The sequence below is a fragment of the Pseudoalteromonas sp. 23_GOM-1509m genome (genome assembly GCF_000518425.1).
Lineage (GTDB): Bacteria > Pseudomonadota > Gammaproteobacteria > Enterobacterales > Alteromonadaceae > Pseudoalteromonas > Pseudoalteromonas tetraodonis.
The window spans coordinates 204,100-224,670 of the sequence record NZ_JADO01000010.1 but is presented as its reverse complement, the minus strand read 5'-3'; the positions used below and the strand labels follow the sequence as shown (position 1 = coordinate 224,670).

The 20,571-nt window shown below is 41.8% G+C and carries 18 protein-coding genes and 1 other RNA gene; 14 read left to right on the top strand and 5 right to left on the bottom strand.

The annotated features are described in order from the left end of the window. The first annotated feature begins 43 nt into the window (after nucleotides 1-43). Complete coding sequence (rsmI, locus tag N523_RS0104525; RefSeq protein ID WP_024601335.1) at nucleotides 44-901, top strand: 16S rRNA (cytidine(1402)-2'-O)-methyltransferase; 858 nt, start codon at nucleotides 44-46, stop codon at nucleotides 899-901. A gap of 42 nt (nucleotides 902-943) precedes the next feature. Beyond that, nucleotides 944-1,309: RNase P RNA component class A (rnpB, locus tag N523_RS19200), an RNA gene on the top strand. A 214-nt stretch (nucleotides 1,310-1,523) separates the two neighbouring features. Here rnpB and N523_RS0104520 read toward each other — a convergent pair. Then, nucleotides 1,524-2,627, bottom strand: coding sequence for a mechanosensitive ion channel family protein (locus N523_RS0104520; protein ID WP_028834445.1), 1,104 nt, complete (start codon nucleotides 2,625-2,627; stop codon nucleotides 1,524-1,526). Between the two features lie 123 nt (nucleotides 2,628-2,750). On the opposite strand from N523_RS0104520, the gene N523_RS0104515 reads away from it, so the two are divergent. Then, on the top strand, nucleotides 2,751-3,698 hold the full coding sequence (locus N523_RS0104515; protein WP_028834444.1) for a YihY/virulence factor BrkB family protein: 948 nt from the start codon (nucleotides 2,751-2,753) through the stop codon (nucleotides 3,696-3,698). 23 nt (nucleotides 3,699-3,721) lie between these two features. On the opposite strand, the gene N523_RS0104510 is transcribed toward N523_RS0104515, so the two are convergent. Then, entirely contained in the window at nucleotides 3,722-6,748 is a 3,027-nt protein-coding gene (locus N523_RS0104510; protein WP_028834443.1) for a bifunctional diguanylate cyclase/phosphodiesterase, read from the bottom strand. Between the two features lie 254 nt (nucleotides 6,749-7,002). On the opposite strand from N523_RS0104510, the gene N523_RS0104505 reads away from it, so the two are divergent. After that, nucleotides 7,003-7,848 (top strand): pirin family protein, encoded by an 846-nt coding sequence (locus N523_RS0104505; RefSeq protein ID WP_028834442.1) that lies wholly within the window; start codon nucleotides 7,003-7,005, stop codon nucleotides 7,846-7,848. Between the two features lie 22 nt (nucleotides 7,849-7,870). On the opposite strand, the gene N523_RS0104500 is transcribed toward N523_RS0104505, so the two are convergent. Genes N523_RS0104500 through N523_RS0104490 form a run of 3 tightly spaced genes read right to left on the bottom strand, consistent with a single transcriptional unit; the run spans nucleotide 7,871 to nucleotide 8,890 of the window. Continuing rightward, a complete protein-coding gene (locus N523_RS0104500) occupies nucleotides 7,871-8,113 on the bottom strand; it encodes a hypothetical protein (protein WP_008110702.1) in 243 nt (80 codons plus the stop codon). A 13-nt stretch (nucleotides 8,114-8,126) separates the two neighbouring features. Further along, a complete protein-coding gene (locus N523_RS0104495) occupies nucleotides 8,127-8,567 on the bottom strand; it encodes a hypothetical protein (protein ID WP_028834441.1) in 441 nt (146 codons plus the stop codon). 5 nt (nucleotides 8,568-8,572) lie between these two features. Beyond that, nucleotides 8,573-8,890 carry a hypothetical protein gene (locus N523_RS0104490; RefSeq protein ID WP_013464052.1) on the bottom strand — a complete coding sequence of 106 codons (318 nt, stop codon included), beginning with the start codon at nucleotides 8,888-8,890 and terminating at the stop codon, nucleotides 8,573-8,575. 574 nt (nucleotides 8,891-9,464) lie between these two features. Here N523_RS0104490 and mraZ point away from each other — a divergent pair. The 10 genes from mraZ to murG are packed head-to-tail and all read left to right on the top strand — an operon-like array spanning nucleotide 9,465 to nucleotide 20,539. Then, nucleotides 9,465-9,923: a division/cell wall cluster transcriptional repressor MraZ gene (mraZ, locus tag N523_RS0104485; protein WP_028834440.1), complete on the top strand. Its 459-nt coding sequence runs from the start codon at nucleotides 9,465-9,467 to the stop codon at nucleotides 9,921-9,923. A gap of 28 nt (nucleotides 9,924-9,951) precedes the next feature. Further along, on the top strand, nucleotides 9,952-10,890 hold the full coding sequence (gene rsmH / locus N523_RS0104480) for a 16S rRNA (cytosine(1402)-N(4))-methyltransferase RsmH (RefSeq protein ID WP_008110698.1): 939 nt from the start codon (nucleotides 9,952-9,954) through the stop codon (nucleotides 10,888-10,890). Beyond that, nucleotides 10,887-11,213 (top strand): cell division protein FtsL, encoded by a 327-nt coding sequence (gene ftsL, locus N523_RS0104475; RefSeq protein WP_008110697.1) that lies wholly within the window; start codon nucleotides 10,887-10,889, stop codon nucleotides 11,211-11,213. Before rsmH ends, ftsL begins: the two co-directional genes overlap by 4 nt. Then, a complete protein-coding gene (locus tag N523_RS0104470; RefSeq protein WP_013464053.1) occupies nucleotides 11,210-13,027 on the top strand; it encodes a peptidoglycan glycosyltransferase FtsI in 1,818 nt (605 codons plus the stop codon). The genes ftsL and N523_RS0104470 overlap by 4 nt, the downstream gene beginning before the upstream one ends. Then, nucleotides 13,020-14,498 carry a UDP-N-acetylmuramoyl-L-alanyl-D-glutamate--2,6-diaminopimelate ligase gene (gene murE, locus N523_RS0104465; RefSeq protein ID WP_013464054.1) on the top strand — a complete coding sequence of 493 codons (1,479 nt, stop codon included), beginning with the start codon at nucleotides 13,020-13,022 and terminating at the stop codon, nucleotides 14,496-14,498. The genes N523_RS0104470 and murE overlap by 8 nt, the downstream gene beginning before the upstream one ends. Then, nucleotides 14,495-15,883 carry a UDP-N-acetylmuramoyl-tripeptide--D-alanyl-D-alanine ligase gene (locus N523_RS0104460; RefSeq protein ID WP_028834439.1) on the top strand — a complete coding sequence of 463 codons (1,389 nt, stop codon included), beginning with the start codon at nucleotides 14,495-14,497 and terminating at the stop codon, nucleotides 15,881-15,883. Before murE ends, N523_RS0104460 begins: the two co-directional genes overlap by 4 nt. Then, nucleotides 15,877-16,959 carry a phospho-N-acetylmuramoyl-pentapeptide-transferase gene (gene mraY / locus N523_RS0104455; protein ID WP_008110692.1) on the top strand — a complete coding sequence of 361 codons (1,083 nt, stop codon included), beginning with the start codon at nucleotides 15,877-15,879 and terminating at the stop codon, nucleotides 16,957-16,959. The genes N523_RS0104460 and mraY overlap by 7 nt, the downstream gene beginning before the upstream one ends. After that, a complete protein-coding gene (gene murD / locus N523_RS0104450) occupies nucleotides 16,960-18,294 on the top strand; it encodes a UDP-N-acetylmuramoyl-L-alanine--D-glutamate ligase (RefSeq protein WP_028834438.1) in 1,335 nt (444 codons plus the stop codon). Next, nucleotides 18,291-19,466, top strand: a complete 1,176-nt coding sequence (gene ftsW / locus N523_RS0104445) for a cell division protein FtsW (RefSeq protein WP_008465286.1) — start codon at nucleotides 18,291-18,293, stop codon at nucleotides 19,464-19,466. Before murD ends, ftsW begins: the two co-directional genes overlap by 4 nt. Further along, nucleotides 19,463-20,539 (top strand): undecaprenyldiphospho-muramoylpentapeptide beta-N-acetylglucosaminyltransferase, encoded by a 1,077-nt coding sequence (gene murG, locus N523_RS0104440; protein WP_028834437.1) that lies wholly within the window; start codon nucleotides 19,463-19,465, stop codon nucleotides 20,537-20,539. Before ftsW ends, murG begins: the two co-directional genes overlap by 4 nt. The last annotated feature ends 32 nt before the right edge of the window (nucleotides 20,540-20,571 follow it).

The window sequence follows — 20,571 nt, the reverse complement described above, 5'->3', positions numbered from 1 at the left end:
TAACGCGATTTGCTTATATTACTGACTGACGCAGGAGACCTCAATGTTAAATGAGGAGAATTCACAGAAAATTGGCACTCTTTACGTTGTTGCCACCCCAATCGGCAATTATGACGACTTAAGTCAGCGTGCAATCGCGACATTATCGCAGGTTGACTTAATCGCTGCTGAAGACACTCGCCATACTGGCAAGCTACTCAGCCACTTTGGTATTAAGGCTAAAACCTTTGCGTTACATGACCATAATGAAAAGCAAAAAGCGCAGCAAATTATTGATCAACTTAATCAAGGGTTAAATATTGCATTAGTATCCGATGCCGGCACGCCGCTTATAAGCGACCCTGGTTATGCCGTTGTTAATTTATGCCGTGAGCAGGGCGCACTTGTCACACCTGTACCTGGTGCATGCGCTGCTATTACGGCGGTATGTTGTTCAGGGCTGCCAACCGACCGTTTTCAGTTTGTTGGCTTTACGCCCGCTAAAAGTAAAGCGCGCCAAGACTTTTTTATTGATGCAGTTAACTCAAGCATCACCAGCATTATGTATGAAAGTACCCACCGTATTATGGCAAGCTTAGACGATTTAGAAGCAGCGCTAGGTAGTGAGCAGCAAGTGGTATTTGCCAAAGAGCTCACTAAAACATTTGAAACCTTTTTTAATGGCACAGTGACTGAGTTAAAGCAGTTTTTAACTGACGATCCTACTAAACAGCGCGGTGAAATAGTACTCATGCTGCCGGGTAAACCTAAGGTAGTTGACGATATTCCACCAGAAGCTCGTAAAATGTTAGCGTTACTCGAAAACGAAATGCCAATGAAAAAAGCCTGTGGTGTAGTAGCCGATTACTTTGGTATGAAGAAAAACGCGCTTTATAAAACAATTATTGAAGAAAAACAGTAAATGTTTACTGCGTAGTGTTGTGCTCTCATGTATACTGCGCGCCGAGTTAGCCAAGATAATCGCTGCCTGCAACGAAAATGCGCAGGGGGAGGAAAGTCCGGGCTCCACAGGGCAGAGTGCCAGTTAACGGCTGGGGGGCGTGAGCCCACGACAAGTGCAGCAGAGAGAAGACCGCCAATCTTCGGATTGGTAAGGGTGAAAGGGTGCGGTAAGAGCGCACCGGGCCGCTAGTAATAGTCGGTTGCAAGGTAAACTCCACTCGGAGCAAGACCAAATAGGGTTCCTTATGGCGTGGCCCACGTTGGAACCGGGTAGGTTGCTTGAGCCATAGAGCGATTTATGGCCTAGACGAATGATTATCACTTTCTTCGGAAAGGACAGAACCCGGCTTACCGGCTGACTCACTCATTCAATAAAAAAGCTCGCAGTTAACGCTGCGGGCTTTTTTGTGTTTGGAATAAGCTGTCAGGTTGCGGGCGGCGAGCTTCGGGTTGCGGGCTTAAAACCTAAACTCGACGCGAGACTAACTATCGCCTTCAGGCATAAAAAACCTTGTAATGTTAACCGCAAGGCTTTTAAATTTCTCGAACCTCGAACCTCGAACCTCGAACCTCGAACCTCTCTATATAATATTTTTACCTTGCTCTGGGTCGCGTGATTCATCGGCTTGCTCGCGAATATCATCCGTATCACTACTTACATCATCAATACTGTGTTCATGCTCTGTGGTTTTATGTTTTTGAATATGTGATTGCTCGTTAATTTCTTCTGTTGCCTCTGTTTTAGCTTCGCTTGCTATGGGATAAATATCTTCACCTTGGCTATTGAGCAATATACGCTCTCTGGCATTGTCAGGCATGCTTATATTATGTTGCGTAAAACTATTGATTAACTCTCGCATAAGCTGTGAGGCTACTTTTACCGTGCTGTATTGTTCGCCGTTGACCCAAAAGTAAACGGTAAAGTTAATAGTGGCGGAGCCTAAGTTATCAATCAATACTTGGGGAGGTGGATCGCTAAGCACAGAGGTTTGCTGCGATATTATACTAATTGCCAAACCTTGTGCGTCGCGAATGTCATTATCGTAGCCAATACCGATTGAAAAATGACCGCGCATTTTAGGATTAGCGGTTAAGTTTTTAATGGTATTTTTATACACAGTCGCATTGGGTATTTGAATATGATTGCCATCGTAGTCAACTAAAGTGGTTGCCCGTGCAGTTACTTTTTTAACAATACCAATTCTGCCATCAACTTCTATTACATCATCTATTTTAAATGGACGCTGTACACTTAAAAGTAAACTGGCAATAAAGTTCTCAGCAATATCCCGAAAGGCAAAGCCTAAAATAAGCCCAATTAATCCGGTGCCACTCATAATTGCGACCGCGAATTCGGTGAGTCCTGCCAAGCGTAAAAATAGATAAAACCCGAGTAAAATAATTAAGGTGCTAATACCTCGCCTAGCAACTAGATGTACTAATTTACTCTTGGTCATGTAAGTAACAGGCTTTATTAACAAGCGTGATAATGGTGTGGCAATTAAATAACTAATCACCAAAATAACAATCCCTAATAATAAAGTGGGCAGTAATTGCATGAATGTGTGTAGTAATTGCACGCTTTGATCTTTTAAAAAGCTCCAAGAAATTGAGTTTGGCTTAACGGTGTCGATTGCTGGAATTGATGTGTTATTAGCGAGTGTTGCAATTAAAGCACTGAGCATAGAGGTCATCCGTGTTAGGTCGAAGTAATTAGAGTCTGTGTTAAACAATAGCAGCAAGTTTAATACCAAGCAGTATTTGTTTGGCAAACATTTTGCTACTTAATTAGGAAAAGGGAGTTAACTATGAGTGACTTTAAGCGTGGCCAAAGAGCCAAGCAGCCTAACCATATCCCTCTGCGTGGCTGGTGGGATATTACAAGGCGAATAGTAAAACAAATGAGCCGTGATAATTTATCTTTAGTGGCGGCTGGCGTGGCATTTTATGCGTTACTGGCTATTTTTCCCGCCATTGCGGCATTGGTGTCTGTGTATGCTTATTTTGCATCACCGAATGATATTAGTGTGTATTTAAGTCAGTTTATGGCGTTATTACCACAAAGCACTCAAGAAATTATTTTATCTCAAGTTTCAAGTCTTGCGCAAAAGTCACAAACTAGTTTAAGCCTTAGTGCGCTGGGTACTTTACTGTTAACTATCTGGAGTAGCTCTAAGGGCAGCCAAGCGTTGATCACAGCATGTAATATTAGTTATCACGAATACGAAAAACGCTCATTCTTAAAGGCGCAACTTGTACGTTTGTTATTTTCAGTGGGTGCAATTGTGGTGGCTGTAATAGCACTGGTAATTATAGGTATATTACCGCTAGCGCTTAATTTACTAGGAATTAAAGAGAGTATTGATTTTTTAATCATGCTTATATCATGGCCATTGCTGGCATTGACTTTTAACTTTGCATTATTAATTTTATACCGTTATGCGCCTCACAGAAAAGCAGCTAAATGGCGCTGGGTTACCGTGGGCTCATTCACCGCCACCGTATTATGGATTGTGGCATCTTTTGGCTTTTCATTTTATGTATCTCATTTTGCTAGTTACAACGAAACATATGGCTCTATAGGTGGAGTGGTTATTATGCTTATGTGGCTATTTATTAGCGCTTATATCATTATTTTGGGAGCCACAATCAATGCTGCGTTAGAACAGCAAACTGCTCAAGACAGCACCATTGGACCAGATAAAAAAAGAGGGCAGCGAGGTGCGTATGTAGCAGACCACCTCGACACAAAATAACCAGTATTAGGGCTAAATGACTTTTATTTTAAACTAATTACTTGATTTGTTGTTATCAGCTGCATAAACGAGGCTTTGTGCAGCGGCTTTGAAAACAAATAGCCCTGGCCATAATCACAACCGGCCTCAAGTAATAAATCCATTTGTAATTTTGTTTCTATGCCTTCGGCAATCACTTTTAAACCAAGCTGATGAGCCATCATGATAATTGCTTCACACAAAGCCAGCTCTTGACTGCCTTTTTGAATATTATCAACAAAGCGTTTATCTATTTTTAGGTAGTCGGTATCCATTTCTTGCAAGTAAGCAAGCGATGAATAACCGGTGCCAAAGTCATCAAGGGCCAATTGCATACCTGACTTAACCAAGGCTTTCAAACGACTTTGGGTAAGTTCTTCCGGGTTAACCATTAAGCCTTCAGTAATTTCGGCCACAATCGCTGAGGCTGGTATATTTGCCGTTGCTAGCATATCGTACCATTCGTCTATGCCGCTATCGACGGTTGCCAATTGCACTGGTGAAACGTTAATGCTTATTTGAAATTCATCTTGAATGTGTTTTTTAATATCATTAAGTGTTTGTAGTGCCTCAGCAAATACAAATTGACCCAGCGCATTTATTTGTCTGGTTTCTTCAGCAAGAGGAATAAAGTCAGCAGGGCTGATCAGGCCTTTTTCTGGGTGTTGCCAACGAATAAGTCCCTCAGCTTTATGAACGTGTAAATCATCAAGCGATACGATAGGTTGGTAATACAATTCAAATTGTTCTAGCTCTATAGCTGAGCGAAGCTCTTTGAGTAGTTGCATTCTTGCGTTTGCATCTTCACGCATATCATGTGAGAAAAATTCAAAGCCATTGCGACCGCTATTTTTTGCTTTATACATAGCTTGGTCAGCGGCTTTAAGTAATTGCTCTGGATTTTGGCCATCATCTGGCGCGCAGGCAATACCAATACTGGCACTGATATACACTTTTTCATCTTCAATAAAAATAGTGGAGGCAAGGCTAAGCAAAAGTGATTTTGCCATTTGCTTTATATTATCGCTGCCATGTAAATCACTAAATACAACAACAAACTCGTCTCCGCCAATTCGTGCTACAAAGTCAGCCTCTTTGGCCGTTTGCACAATTCGCTCAGATACTAACTTAAGTAATCTATCGCCGTAATGGTGGCCCAATGTGTCGTTAATATCTTTAAAATGATCAATATCTAATAGCATAATGACCAGTTTTTGATCTGCATTGGTAAGGTTTGCGAATCGTAGGTTTAAGCGCTCTTTTAGTTCTAATCGATTAGGCAAGTCGGTTAAATGATCAAAGTGCGCTTGTCGCCAAATTAATTCATCTGCTTGTTTTTTCTCGGTTAGGTCGGTAAAAATAGCAATACGACTAGTCGGGGCTTTATTTTTATCGTAAATAGTATCGATGGTTAACCATTCAACATACAGCTCGCCATTTTTACGACGATTGGTTATTTCACCTTGCCAACGCCCTGTTTTATTGAGCGATTGCCACATGTAATTATAAAACTGCTTATCGTGTTTACCCGATGATAAAATACCCACCGTTTTATTGAGTACTTCTTTTCGAGAATACAAAGTTGTTTCACAAAACGCAGGGTTCACATCATAAATAACCCCATTTTCATCCGTGATTGCCATGCCTTCACTGCTGTTGTTGTAAACTAATGACGCTAAATGCAACGATTCTTGATTTTGCTTTCGTTGAGTGATGTTACTAATAACGATAATAAACTCATCGGCTTTTTTCATTGGGCTAATTTTAGCTTCATAAAACTGATTGTCTTGTTTTTGTTCAAGCTCAACAGTGACAGGGGCGATCAGGGGTATTAAGTACCCTTGCACTTGTTTTAAATTAGCATCAGAGAATAAACACGATAATTTTTTAGGGGGTGTTGAATGGCTATAATTTAACGATTTAATACGTCCACCGGTATCAAGAATATTGCCATTGGCATCTACGCGTAAAAAAGCATCGGGTAATGCATTAAGCAGGCTATTGAGCTCGTCATGCTTATGTTTAAGGCATGCTTCAGCCGTTAAGCGAGTTTCGGCCATGTATTTAAAACGATGGTAAAGTCTATTTAGCTCAGGACTATTGGGCTGCTCATCGTCATGAGGCATATTACCGGCCGCTAAGCGGTTAACCGCCTGCGTTAGACTTTTAATCGGATTTAAAATGCTTTTATTGACCAGTCGTCTAGCTAATACAGCTAAAAGAAGAATGGTCATTAAAAATCCTAAAACCATTTTTACAAAGTTAATATCTATCCGCTCAAGTGTTTTATCTATTGGTTGAGTAATATAAATAGAGAGCTTATTGTCATTGCCATCTCGATAGAGAGTCGTTTGATGAAAAACTCTACGGATACCATCTTTTCCTTTAAAAATGACACCTGCTTGTAAATTATGTTCTAAATCAAACTCTTCCAATTTATAACCCAATCTATCGGCTGAAAAAGGGGAGTTGGCTAAAATAAGATTATTAGAGTCAGTGATGGCGACTCGAACTTCTGTCGGTAAATTCAAGCTATTAAGTGCCGAGCTCCACCAGTCTAAAGCAATTACAGTTACTATCACGCCTTCAATATCATTGTTTTCATTAAGAATAGGGGAAGCAAAGTTAATGCTCTGGGCTTCAAGGCTGCGATCGTGCTGGAAATGGCCAATACTAAACTCTTTACTGGCGAGTGCGTTTTTAAAGTAGGGACGATCACTAACGTTGATATTAGGGGCACCATTATTTGAGGAACAAATTAAATCGCCGTCTTTGTTTACTAAACCAATATTCGCGATATTGCCATTGAGTGCCTTAACATCTAAAAAATACGAAGGGCAGCGAGAAGATAAAGACTTAATGTCTTTCTGCTTTTTTGCTAAAAACTCAGTAATATGCTCTACATCATTAATCATGCTTTGCTGCTTGATAATTAGATGCTCAGTGATAGAGCGCACTTTTTTCTCGTGCTCTTTAATAGCCGCGTCACGACTAAACCACAAGGTTACTAAAATGACAGCAGCTACAGGCATGCAAATTAGCATAAGTAGTCGATAAAGCTGATGTTTTAATGATGCAGTAAAAATAATCGTATCCAAATAAATATAGGGTAAAACTCTGACCAATAATTCTACTATAAATAACCTTTAATGTACTAAGGTTATATCGCAAATATTAAATTTACTTTTATTGTATATAACTGAAATTTATTAATTAATTTTCGGGTAGAGTCATAATAATAAATTAATATTTTATACTTTTACTTAACCTATTTTAGGCAACAAAAATGAAAATAACCAAAGTACTAACTGCTTATGCTACCCAAGATGGGGATGGTGTTAATATTCGTCGTATTCCAGGATTTGATGGTAAATATTTAGATCCATTTTTAATGATAGATGAGCTTAAATCTGACGATGAAAGTGATTATATTGGTGGCTTTCCTCCTCATCCTCATAGGGGGATCGAAACCTTTACCTATATTTTAAAAGGCGGGTTTGAACATCAAGACCAAATGGGTAACAAAAAGGCGATTCGTGCGGGTGACGTACAATGGATGAGTACCGGTAGCGGTGTTATGCACAGTGAAATGCCCCTTGCCGATGCTGAACAAGGCTTACATGGTTTTCAAATTTGGCTCAATATGCCAAGTGCTCAAAAAATGCGTGAGCCTCAATACCAAGATACCACAGAGCATCCAGCACCGAGTTTTACTAATCAACAAGGTGTTTCACTTAAAGCCTTAGCAGGGACATGGCAATTTGAATCACACCAATTGGCTGCAAGCTTACAAAATTTAGCTGCTAATGGCGCTATAGCCGATGTAGCTTTGCCTGCGGGTGAAGGGCTTAATTTACCGGCTTTAAAACAGCAAAAAGTAATGATTTATATTCATACAGGCTCATTAATATCTCAGACAGGTGACGTGTTTAATGCGGGTAAGTTACTTATATTAGAACCATTGAGTGACATTGCATTACAGGCACAGAAAGCGGCGGGGGTTCTTATTTTAGCAGGCGATCCACTTAACCAGCCAATTGCGCACATGGGACCTTTTGTAATGACCACCGAGGCTGAAATTCGCCAGGCTGTAAGCGATTATCAAAATGGTTTTTTTGGCTCATTGTCGTGATAAATCGATGCGCGAATGACTTTTAAGCAAGTAGCTTTAATAACCAAGTGTATTTTTTTATCGTGTTAGCATCACCTTTAGCAGACTCAACTACAGCGCCAGCTGCAAACGCACTGGCGAGCCCCACTTTTGTTGCTGCAAAGCGTTTGGCTCTGTATTTTATAGCTGCAAGATGCTGACGTTTTAGCTCTGATCGCATAACAACTTCTTTATCTAGCTGTTGCACGCGAGCGTTCGGTGAGTTGATCAAATAATTGATTAACATAATAGTGTGTGCCTTATAATTTAAGCAGCTGCCTTAGGCTATTTAGCGTTTTAGTAAAGCCAATTTTTTTGCTTAGATAAACGGCGTTTCGCCACAGCCAAACTAAGCATAAAATTTGTAGGCTGATCACCACTGCAATGCTCAGCCAAATAGAGCTAAACAGATCAAAGGTGGCAAAGCCTACAATACCTAAAAATCCCACCCACAGTAACACCAAGCCACTGGCAAAACATCCTAGTAGAATGGTGATCAGTGCTAAGGATCTTAACGACAGCTTCCACTCAGCTGTAGCCAGCTGATGCGTTAACTTTCCTTGTTGGTGATAATCATCCTTGAGCTGCGCTGCATAATCAGCAAGCTTAGCAACATGATCTTGCCAGTCATCGGCGTGTTTTGCCGATGACGGCGAATCTGTCCCTTGTGATTCACTTGGTGTTGAGTGTTGGTTTTGCATTAGTATTACTTACGACGAAACAGTGCTGTAACTAACATACCAGCAGCAAACGCCAGACCCGCCGTTGCTAATGGGTTTTCTGATGCGAGTTGACGCGTTTTAGACGAACACTCTGCTAGTTTCTCACGAGCGGCTAACTGCTTTTCATTAAGCGTTTCAGCTGAGCTGCTTGCGCCTTTACGAACACCATTTTCAGCTACCGCCGCTTTACTTGATAATGCATCAACTGCGTCATGCGCTGCTGATGTCGCTTTATCTGTTAGCGGTGCTTCAATCTCTTGTTTTGCATCAATAGGAGTTTTGCTCTTTGTTGCCGTAGCCATAATCAATCCTTAATAGTTTTTTAAAAGTAATTATTTAGATGCAATGATTAAACCAGTCTTTAACCTGTTGTTTTATATGAATTGTATTTTATTTACGAATTTTGAGTGGGTTTATAGCTGTAACTATTGCGACAACAGTTTGTAATTTTTACAAACTAGGACGTGTTGATCATTCGAGATTGATTTTTTCTTTGTCCACTCGGTTACAAACCTCGCGACACGATTAAACCGCATCTAGTTTGAACAGACTCTAATTCACAAAGGTCAGCAGGGCTCAAATAAATTGTAATTATTCACTGTTTATTCATTAAGCAAATAATGCCAACAAGCTAATAAAAAGAACGATAAAAAATTTTTTACTGGCTGATCAGATTTTTTATTAAACAATTCAACCGCTTTAATCGGAGCCTTATTTTTTCAGGCTTCGCGGGGTGCTAAAGCTGGGTGACTTACTTGACAAAAAGGCTTGTCAAGCCCTAAACTGGAGCACTGTGGTAAAAAGTGGTGTTTAGTGGATCAAACTGGATCGGGTTAATCAAAAAGTTGATTAAAATAATTTTACAATAGGCTTTTTATGTTTCGTGGCGCAAGTTCACTGAGTTTGGATGATAAAGGACGTTTTGCGGTACCGACTAAGTACCGAGATACGCTATTGTCTGAAGATCAGGGAACGGTAATTTGCACCGTTGCACTCAATGAGCCTTGCCTTTGGTTATACCCTCTTGCTGAATGGTTAGAAATAGAAAGCCGTTTAGCAAAAATATCCAATATGAATCCCAGAGCACGACGGATGCAACGTATGTTGTTAGGTAATGCGACAGAGTATCAGCTTGATAAAAACGGTCGAATTTTGTTGGCGGCTTCATTGCGCTCACATGCAGAACTTGGCAAAAAAATTATGCTGGTGGGTTTAATGAATAAATTTGAAATTTGGGATGAAGCACGTTGGCACGAGCAGATGCGCCAAGACACTGAGCTTGAAAGGCTCGGTGATTTTGAACCGAATGACGATTTAGATAACTTCACCCTCTAGCAGCAAAATAAAAGGCAAATAACAGCTAATGACAGCGCAATTTGAACACGTATCCGTATTAATGGACGAAACCATAGATGCACTTGCAATTAAGCCAGACGGCATATACATGGATGGTACCTTTGGACGTGGCGGACATTCAGGGCAAATATTAGCGCGCTTAGGTGAAAGCGGTCGTTTGCAGGCCATTGACCAAGATCCACAAGCGATAAAGTCTGCTGAAAAGTTTGCTGATGACCCGCGTTTTTCAATTGCTCATTCTCGTTTTTCAAAGTTATACGAGGTAGCTGAGCAAAACGATCTTATTGGTCAGGTTGATGGCATTTTACTTGATATTGGTGTGTCGTCACCGCAGCTAGATGACGCAGCGCGTGGCTTTAGCTTTATGAAAGATGGTCCGCTCGATATGAGAATGGATCCAAGTACAGGTCGCAGCGCAGCGCAGTGGTTAGCTGAGGCTGAATTAGATGACATTACTCATGTGATCAAAAAGCTAGGTGAAGAAAAATTTGGTAAGCGCATTGCGCACAAAATTTTAGAAGTGCGTGAACACACGCCAATCACTACTACTAAGCAGCTCGCTGATTTAGTCGATGAAGCCGTACCGGTGAAAGATAAGTTTAAACACCCTGCAACGCGGACTTTTCAGGCTATTCGTATTTATATCAATAGCGAATTAGAGGAAATTCAAACGGCATTACAAGCGGCGATTAAAGTTCTTAAGCCGGGTGGTCGCTTAGTGGTTATTTCGTTTCATTCTTTAGAAGATCGCATTGTTAAACAATTTATTAAAAAACAGAGTAAGGGAGAAGCGATACCCAGAGGTCTGCCTTTAACCGACGCACAAATAAATAAAAATCTGACGTTAAAAGCAGTGGGTAAAGCTATTAAACCAAGTGCTGATGAAGTGGCGCGTAATCCACGCTCTCGCAGCTCAGTGCTAAGGATCGCACAGAGGTTGGGATGAGTAAAAAAGCGAGCTATCGCCAACCCAATTTATTTCTTGAAATAATTAAAGGCCTAGGTGCGAACAAGATCACCTTGGCCTTGTTGGTTGTGATATTCGCATCAAGCTTGAGTGTGGTGCAAGTAACTCATCTCTCTCGAGCGCAATTAATTGAGCAAGATTCGTTGCTCCAAGAGCGTGACGAATTGGATTTAGAATGGCGTTATTTTTTAGTGGAAGAAGAGTTTTATTCACAACATGCGCGCATTGAAGAAGTGGCAACGTCACAACTCGAAATGAAGCGGCCAACCAGCCAAGATGAGCAGGTAATTATATTACAATGAGAATGCGAGGCAAAAAACCAGTCAATAACCTAATAGCATGGCGCTTTATTTTAGTGTGCGCGGTGATTTTTTTAGTGTTTGTGACCTTGGTATCGCGTGCTGCGTACTTGCAAGTAATTGAACCTGATAAAGCGCGCTCTGAAAGCGATAAACGTACGGTACGGATTGAAAAACTGCATGTGCAACGCGGGATGATTTTCGATCGTAACGGTAAAGAGCTTGCCGTTAGTGTGCCTGTGGTAAGCGTGTATGCGGATCCTAAAGCCCTGCATAAATCACTGGTTAGTAAAGTACTTAGGCAAGCACGCAAAAACGGTGAAGATCAGCAAACGCTTCGTGAAAATGTTGCTGAGTTAAATAAGCGTACCGCCCTGTATTATAAAAATGATTTACGCTGGCGTGAATTGGCTGATGTGTTGCGCATTGAGCCTAGTAAAATTAACACGCGATTACTTGATGATCCTACTCGTCGCTTTGTGTATTTAAAACGCCAAGTGACTCCCGCTGTGGCTAATTACATCGGTGATTTACGCCTACCTGGTATTCATTTATTGGATGAATCAAAACGTTATTACCCTGCTGGTGAAGTAAGCGCACATGTTATTGGGTTTACCAATATTGATGGTAAAGGCATTGAGGGCATAGAAAAGCTTTATGAAAACGCGTTAACCGGTGAAGAAGGTCGCCGTACCATTCGCAAAGATGCGCAAGGGCGTGAAGTTGAAGTGCTTGATGAACGCGAGCGAGTAGAGCCTGAAAGCATTCAACTAAGTATTGATCAGCGAATTCAAGCCATTGCCTATAAAGCAGTTAAATCAGCGGTATTAACTTATAAAGCGACCTCAGGTTCTGCCATGGTAGTAGATGTTAAAACCGGTGAAGTCTTGGCCATGGTCAATAGCCCTTCATTTAATCCTAACAACTTAAGCGGGGCGGCTCCTCATAAACGTCGTAACCGCGCTATTACTGATTTGTTTGAACCCGGCTCAACTGTTAAGCCTCTAGCCATTTTAGCTGGATTAGACTACGGCACAATCCAACCGGATGACAAAGTTGATACCTACCCAGGCTGGATGCGCTTAGGGGGCAGCTTAGTACAAGATACCCGTAATCATGGCGAAATGACGCTGCGCGAAATTTTAAAATACTCCAGTAATATGGGAGTAACCAAAATAAGCCAAACAGTACCCAAAGAGTACTTTGTGGGCTTGTATCAAAAAGTGGGGTTTGGCAGTGATAGTGGTACTGGCATGGTAGGCGAAAGTAGTGGCTTATTTTACCCTAATCGCCGTTGGTCAGATCACGAAATTGCAGCGCTCTCGTTTGGTTACAATATTGCCGTGAGTACCGCGCAAATGGCACGTTTTTACGCCATGTTAGGGGCAGGCGGGGTTAATCGTCCGCTTACTGTACTAAAGCAAGATTCTATACCTGAAGGTGAGCGTGTCTTTCAACAAGAAGATGTTGAAGCCGTTGTCCATATGATGGAAAGCGTATTTGAAGAAGGCGGTACCGCACGCCGCGTTAAAGTGGATGGTTACCGCGCTGCTGGTAAAACAGGCACCTCTAAAAAAGCCGCCGCAGGGGGCTATGGTGACGAATATGTAGGTTATTTTGCGGGCATTGCCCCTGCGAGTAACCCGCGATTAGCCGTTGTGGTATTAATCAACGAGCCCGGTGGAGATGTTTATTATGGCGGCGCAACAGCAGGTCCAGCGTTTGCAGAAATAATCTCTAATTCATTAAGAATTTTAAACGTTGCCCCAGACAAAGACTCGGTGGCATACGTGAAGGGCAAAGATGATGGTGCGTGATTTACACACAATTTTAAAACATTTAGAAATAGATGCAGCACGTTTAATGGTAAACGAGCTGCGTTTAGATAGCCGCGATGTAAAACCAGGTGATGTGTTTGTGGCGATAAAAGGGCACCAGTTAGATGGTGGGCACTTTATTAGTAAAGCAATTGAAAATGGTGCCAGTGCAATTATTGCCGACAGACTGTGTGAATTTGAAAGTGATTTTGAGCCGCTTTATTTAGTCTCAGAATTGAATAAGAAACTGCCTGTATTGGCGAGTCAATTTTACCAACAACCGAGCAAGCACTTAGATTTAGTTGGCGTAACGGGCACCAATGGTAAATCGACTACCACAGCAATGATTGCTCATTTAGCACAATTTTGTCATACCCAAGCCGCTATTATTGGCACCTTAGGTTACGGCCATCCAGATAACTTAACACCACTGCAAAATACTACGCCTTCAGCAGTCGATTTACAGCGTATTTTAAGCGACTTAAAAAATGAGCAACACCAATTGGTTGCTATGGAAGTGTCATCGCATGGTTTGGTACAGCACCGTGTTGATCAATGCTATTTTAAAGCTGCAGTGTTTACTAACTTGTCGCGCGATCACTTAGATTACCATGGCGATATGCAAAGCTATGGTGATGCTAAATTAATGCTGTTTCGTGATTTTGATGCTGACCATGTCATTCTTAATCAGGATGACGGACAAGCAGAGCAATGGATTGAAAAATACAGCTTTAATAGTCTTATTTGTTATGGCCGTAAAAACTTAGCCCCTAAAAATGCACAGTTTGTGTATTTTTCAGATGTTCAGTATTCAGCAACCGGTATTTCGGCGCAATTAACTACTAGCTGGGGTGATGTTGCCATAAAATCACCGCTGTTTGGTGAATTTAATCTTTATAATTTAACGGCTGCGTTAGCAACGCTATTAGCGCTAGGCTATCCATTAACACAGTTAGTAGCAGGATGTGAGTATTTACAGCCGGTAGCCGGCAGGATGCAAGCATTTACAGCGCCAAGTATGCCTACTTGCGTTGTTGATTATGCGCATACGCCAGATGCGTTGGCTTTAGCGTTACAAGCGCTGCAGCAACATGTACCAGGTGGAGTGAGTTGTGTGTTTGGTTGTGGCGGCGACAGAGATAAAGGAAAGCGTGTACTAATGGCACAAGCTGCAGAGCAGTTTGCAGACAAAGTGATCATTACCAGTGATAACCCACGCTCTGAAGACCCTAATGACATTATTAATGATGTAGCTGCGGGATTAGAGCATCCAGAAAACGCTCATTTAGAGGCCGATCGCGGTGCCGCGATACAATTTGCTATAGATAACGCAAAAGCCGGTGAGGTTATTTTAATTGCCGGTAAAGGGCATGAAGACTATCAAATTATAGGCGATACACGCATCGATTTTTGCGACCGCCAATTTGTACAACAACAATTAAAAAAAGCAGTAAGAGGGTCTCAAGCATGATCCCAATGGATTTTGATTGGCTAGCTAATGTGCTAGCAACCGATTATCAAGGTGATAATCGCAAGGTGATAAATATAAACACCGATACCCGTACTTTGTGTGATGGTGAAGTGTTTTTGGCGCTTAAGGGCCCAAATTTTGATGGCCATAAATTTATTGAACAAGCAAAACAAAAAGGCGCTATAGGCGTGATTGTCGATCACGCTGTTGATACCGATATTGCTCAATTTGTAGTTGCCGATACCCGTATTGCATTAGGCACAATTGGTACAGCAGTGATGGCGCAAGTTGCACCTAAAACTATCGCTATTACTGGCAGTGTAGGTAAAACAACAGTTAAAGAAATGTGTGCCGCTATTTTATCAAGTAAAGGGGATGTATTAGCCACTAAAGGTAATTTTAACAACGACATTGGCGTACCGTTAACTTTACTCAGATTAGAGCCACGACATCGCTTTGCGGTTATTGAATTAGGCGCTAACCACATAGGTGAAATTGCGTACACCACCGCGATGACCAAACCGGATGTAGCTGTGGTATGTAATGTTGCTGCTGCCCACTTGGAAGGCTTTGGTAGCCTGCAAGGTGTGGCACAAGCCAAAGGCGAAATTTACGACGGATTAAAAGAGGATGGCATCGCCATCGTCAATTGCGATAGTGACTTTAGTCAATATTGGCTTGATAAGTTAGCAACGCGCAATATTAAATGTTTTTCGAGTAGTGAAAAGCTCGATATTTGGGCTGAAGACATCAGCCTAGATGCACAAGCTCGCGCAAGCTTCACTTTGTGCACCAAGCAACACAGTGTGCCGGTTAAGTTAGCACTGCCAGGTAAACATAATATTAGTAACGCGCTTATTGCTGCGGCGTTAACAAGTGAGTTTGACGTGTCACTTGAGGACATTGCCAGCGCGTTAGCGACCATGGGTGAAGTTAAAGGACGGGTTAACCTAATTGAAGCCAGTGATTCACTCACCATTATTGATGATACATACAATGCCAACGTAAAGTCGGTGAAAGCTGCGATTGATTTACTTAGTGATATTCAAGGTCATCGTATTTTGGCACTCGGTGATATGGGTGAACTTGGCGAAGATGCCCGTAAATATCATCAAGAAGTCGGTGAATACGCATTAGCGCAAGGCATTGATGAGTTATTTACACTCGGAGTATTAAGTAAATGTGCCAGTGATGTATTTGGGCTGCCAAATCGCCATTTCTCTAATCGTGAGCAAATGCTGCAGCAAATTCAAAACAGCATTAGCAAAGTAGATAAAAAAATTACCCTTGTCGTGAAAGGATCACGCAGTTCTCGCATGGAGCTTTTAGTAACCGATTTAGTTAATGGCCAGCAACAAGCCATCAATGGAGTATCATCATGTTAGTTTGGCTGGCTGAGTATTTAACTCAATATTATAGTGGCTTTAATGTTTTTTCGTATTTAACCCTGCGTGCCATTTTAGGTATTTTAACCGCATTGATGATGTCGTTGTATTTTGGTCCTAAGTTAATTCGTGCGCTGCAACGCATGCAAATAGGACAAACAGTACGTGATGATGGTCCGCAATCGCACCTATCTAAATCGGGTACCCCGACCATGGGTGGCTTACTTATTTTAGGGGCTATTTTTACCAGCACATTATTATGGGCAGACTTGTCTAATAAATACGTATGGGCCACTTTATTTGTAATTGGCTCATTAGGTATTGTGGGCTTTATTGATGATTACCGTAAGGTGATCCGTAAAGATCCAAAAGGACTTATTGCAAAGTGGAAATACTTTTGGCAATCGGTAATTGCACTGGTTGTAGCCACTGCGCTTTACATGAGCAGCACACAAGCGACAGAAACATCTCTTGTTGTGCCATTTTTTAAAGATGTACTGCCACAGCTGGGGCTGTTTTATATCGTGATCACCTACTTTGCGTTGGTGGGCACGTCAAACGCGGTTAATTTAACCGACGGTCTAGACGGTTTGGCCATAGTACCTACCATTTTAGTGGCTGCAGCACTGGCCATTATTGCTTACTTAACGGGTAATATTAATTTTTCGGCTTATTTGCATATTCCGCATTTACCACTGGCGAGTGAGTTGGTTGTGGTATGTACCGCTATTGTAGGGGCTGGGTTAGGTTTTTTATGGTTTAACACGTATCCGGCGCAAGTATTTATGGGCGATGTAGGCTCATTAGCACTGGGTGGTGCATTGGGGATTATTGCCGTACTTGTTCGCCAAGAGCTGTTACTGATTATTATGGGGGGCGTGTTTGTAATGGAAGCGCTATCGGTAATTTTACAAGTTGGCTCTTACAAATTACGTGGGCAACGCATTTTTAGAATGGCGCCTATTCATCACCATTACGAACTTAAAGGTTGGCCGGAGCCACGCGTTATTGTGCGCTTTTGGATAATTTCTATTGTGCTGGTACTCGCTGGCCTTGCGACATTAAAGATCCGATAAATGCAGTATTTAAACGAGATAAAAAATAAACACATAACAGTGCTCGGACTCGGTGTAACCGGTCTGGGCATTGTGCGTTTTTTATTATCTCAATCAATACAGCCTTATGTGGTCGATAGCAGAGAGAATCCGCCAGGTGTTGATTGGCTCAATCAGCACGCACCTCAATTAAAAACTCACTTTGGTGACTTAGAAAATGCGGCGCTCAGTGCTTGCGATATGATTATTATTAGTCCCGGGCTGGGCTTAAAAACCCCTGCGGTTGCGAAGGCAATTAACGCAGGCGTTGAAGTGATTGGTGATGTTGAGTTATTTGCGCGCATTAATAGCAAACCAGTCGTTGCTGTAACCGGCTCTAATGGTAAATCAACCGTAGTAACACTTGCCTACGAAGTATTAAAAACCGCAGGTTATAAGGTGGCACTCGGTGGCAACATTGGCACAGCGGTACTGGATTTACTTGACGGTGACTTTGATGTATTTGTATTGGAGCTATCAAGTTTTCAGCTTGATACCACACGCAGCCTAAAAACGACTAGTGCAACCGTGCTTAATATTTCAGAAGATCATCTCGATCGTTATGATAGTTACCAATCCTATATAGATTCAAAACTAAGTATTTATAATGGTGCTGAACACATAGTGATTAATGCTGATGACATACAAACACACCCTGTGAGTCGCACGTTAGCACCACAACTGAGTTTTGGTGAAACACAAGGCAATTACCACTTAGCACAGCACAATAACGAAGCGCACTTTATGGTAAAGGACGAAGCTTATTTACCAGTAAGTACTTTAGCCGTTGTGGGTAAGCATAACTATTTAAATACCTTGGCAGTGATGGCGTTACTCAGCCCATTTACAATTACTAAGGCGCATTACAAAACCGCATTATCTCAATTTAATGGCTTAGCGCACCGTTGTCAGTTTGTGGGTGAGTTTAATGGCGTTAAATACTTTAACGACTCTAAAGCCACCAACGTAGGCGCAACAGTGGCGGCAATAGATAGTTTAGCGGGTGAACAACAAAACTTAGTGGTGATTGCTGGTGGTGATGCTAAAGGTGCTGATTTAGAGGTGTTAAAGCCTTATATTGAAAAGCATGTAAAAGCGCTGATTTGTTTTGGTAAAGATGCCAAAGATTTAGTGGCACTGAGTGCTAAAGGTCATTTAACCAATAATATGTCTGAGGCTGTGGCGCTTGCAAAGCAATTAAGTAAATCGGGCGATACCGTTTTACTCGCACCTGCCTGTGCCAGCATTGATATGTATAACAATTATATGCAACGCGGCGATGATTTTGTGCAATCTGTATTGCAGGGGCAGTCATGATTGCTTTTGCGGATATTAAAGAGGCTCTCACCCCTAAACCTTCAGCGCAGCTTTATGATGTGCCACTGCTTTATTGCATGCTAATGCTGATTGGTGTGGGCTTTGTGATGGTAACCAGTGCCTCAATGCCGACAGCCGATAGACTGTTTGGTAATATTTATCATTTTACTATCCGCCATGGCATTTTTTTAGGGCTATCGTTTTGTTTATTTTGCATTAGTACTCAAGTACCTATGTCGTGGTGGAAAAAAGCTAACCCCTATTTATTACTAATCGGTTTAGTACTGTTATTAGTGGTACTTATTGTAGGACGTGAAGTCAATGGTTCGACCCGCTGGATACCCGTAGGACCGTTTAATATTCAAGCCTCGGAGCTAGCTAAGTTGTTCTTTTTTAGTTATATCGCAGGCTACTTAGTACGTAAGCGCAATGAAGTTCAAGAAAACATAAAAGGCTTTGCTAAACCCATAGCGGTATTTGCAGTTTATGCAGCACTTATTTTAATGCAGCCCGATTTAGGGACTGTGGTGGTGATGTTTGTTACTACGGTTGGTTTGTTGTTTTTAGCCGGTGCCAAGCTTTGGCAGTTTTTTGCACTTATTTTAACCGGTATTGCGCTAGTGGTTGGGCTTATTGTGTTAGAGCCATATCGTATGGCCCGTGTGGTTGGCTTTTTAGAACCTTGGGATGACCCTTTTGGCAAAGGCTATCAATTAGTGCAATCACTAATGGCTTATAGTCAAGGCGATTGGTTTGGCCAAGGCCTAGGAAACAGCGTACAAAAATTACAATATTTACCAGAAGCGCACACCGACTTTATTTTTGCTGTTATTGCTGAAGAGTTAGGTTTTATGGGGGTGCTGAGCATTTTAATGGTACTGGGTACTTTAGTATTTAGAGCTTTACTCATTGGCCAAAACGCGCTTAAAAACGGCAAAGAATATGAAGGCTACTTAGCCTTAGCAATTGGTATTTGGTTTGCGTTTCAAACTATGGTGAATGTGGGCGCCAGTGCCGGTATTTTACCAACCAAAGGATTAACCTTGCCGTTTATTTCTTATGGTGGCTCAAGTTTATTAATGATGACCATAGCAACCGGTATTTTATTACGTGTAGATTTTGAGACCAAGATGGCAACGAAACAAGCCACGTCAGGTGGAGCTAAGCGATGAGTAAAAAAATAGTCGTTGTAGCAGGGGGCACAGGTGGACATATTTTTCCAGGGATTGCCGTTGCTGATTATCTCAAACAGCAAGGTTGGCAAGTTAGCTGGATAGGCACCCCAGATAGAATGGAAGCCAGTGTCGTGCCCAAGCACAACATAGAAATTGATTTTATTGATGTAAAAGGCGTGCGAGGGAATGGTTTAAAACGCCTTATTAAAGCGCCATTCATGGTTATTAATGCAATATTGCAAGCGCGTAAGGTATTAAAACAACAACGCCCTGACGTCGTTTTAGCAATGGGGGGGTATGTAACTGGCCCAACAGGTATTGCGGCAAAAAGCCTAGGTATTCCTTTGGTGATTCACGAACAAAATGCCGTAGCAGGCATGAGCAATAAATGGCTAGCGAAATTTGCGAATCGCGTGTTAGCGGCTTTCCCTAGTGCTTTTGCCAGTGGAAAGGCTGAGCTGGTGGGTAACCCTGTGCGTCAGAGTGTGGTTGATATACCTAAGCGGGAAGTATCAAGCCCAATCAATATGCTTGTTGTGGGTGGCTCGTTAGGTGCGCAAGTGCTCAACCAAATACTACCTGAAGCATTTAAGCGCTTGAATGATACTTGTGCCATTAATATTTGGCATCAAACCGGTAAAGGGCACCTTGCTAGTGTAAGTGAAAGTTACCAGCAGCAACAAATTGGCAATGAGCAAGTGACCGTTGCTGAATTTATTGATGATATGGATACTGCTTATAGCTGGGCAGATATTGTGATTTGTCGTGCGGGTGCGCTTACGGTAAGTGAAATTGCCGCAGCGGGTAAAATGGCGGTATTTGTGCCGTTTCCACACGCGGTTGATGATCATCAAACAGCCAATGCACAGTATTTAGTAATGGCAGAGGGGGCGTTATTAATGCCACAGGGGCAATTTAATAAGCGCAGTATTGTTGAACTTTTAAGCCCCTATTTAGCCGAACCTTTATTAATAACTAAAATGGCTGGCAAAGCAAAACAGCAGGCTATTTTAGATGCCACAGCAAGCGTAGCGATGCACTGTGAGCAAGTAACAAATAAGAGAACATAAGTGAAACAGACATTAGCAAAAGAAAAATATAC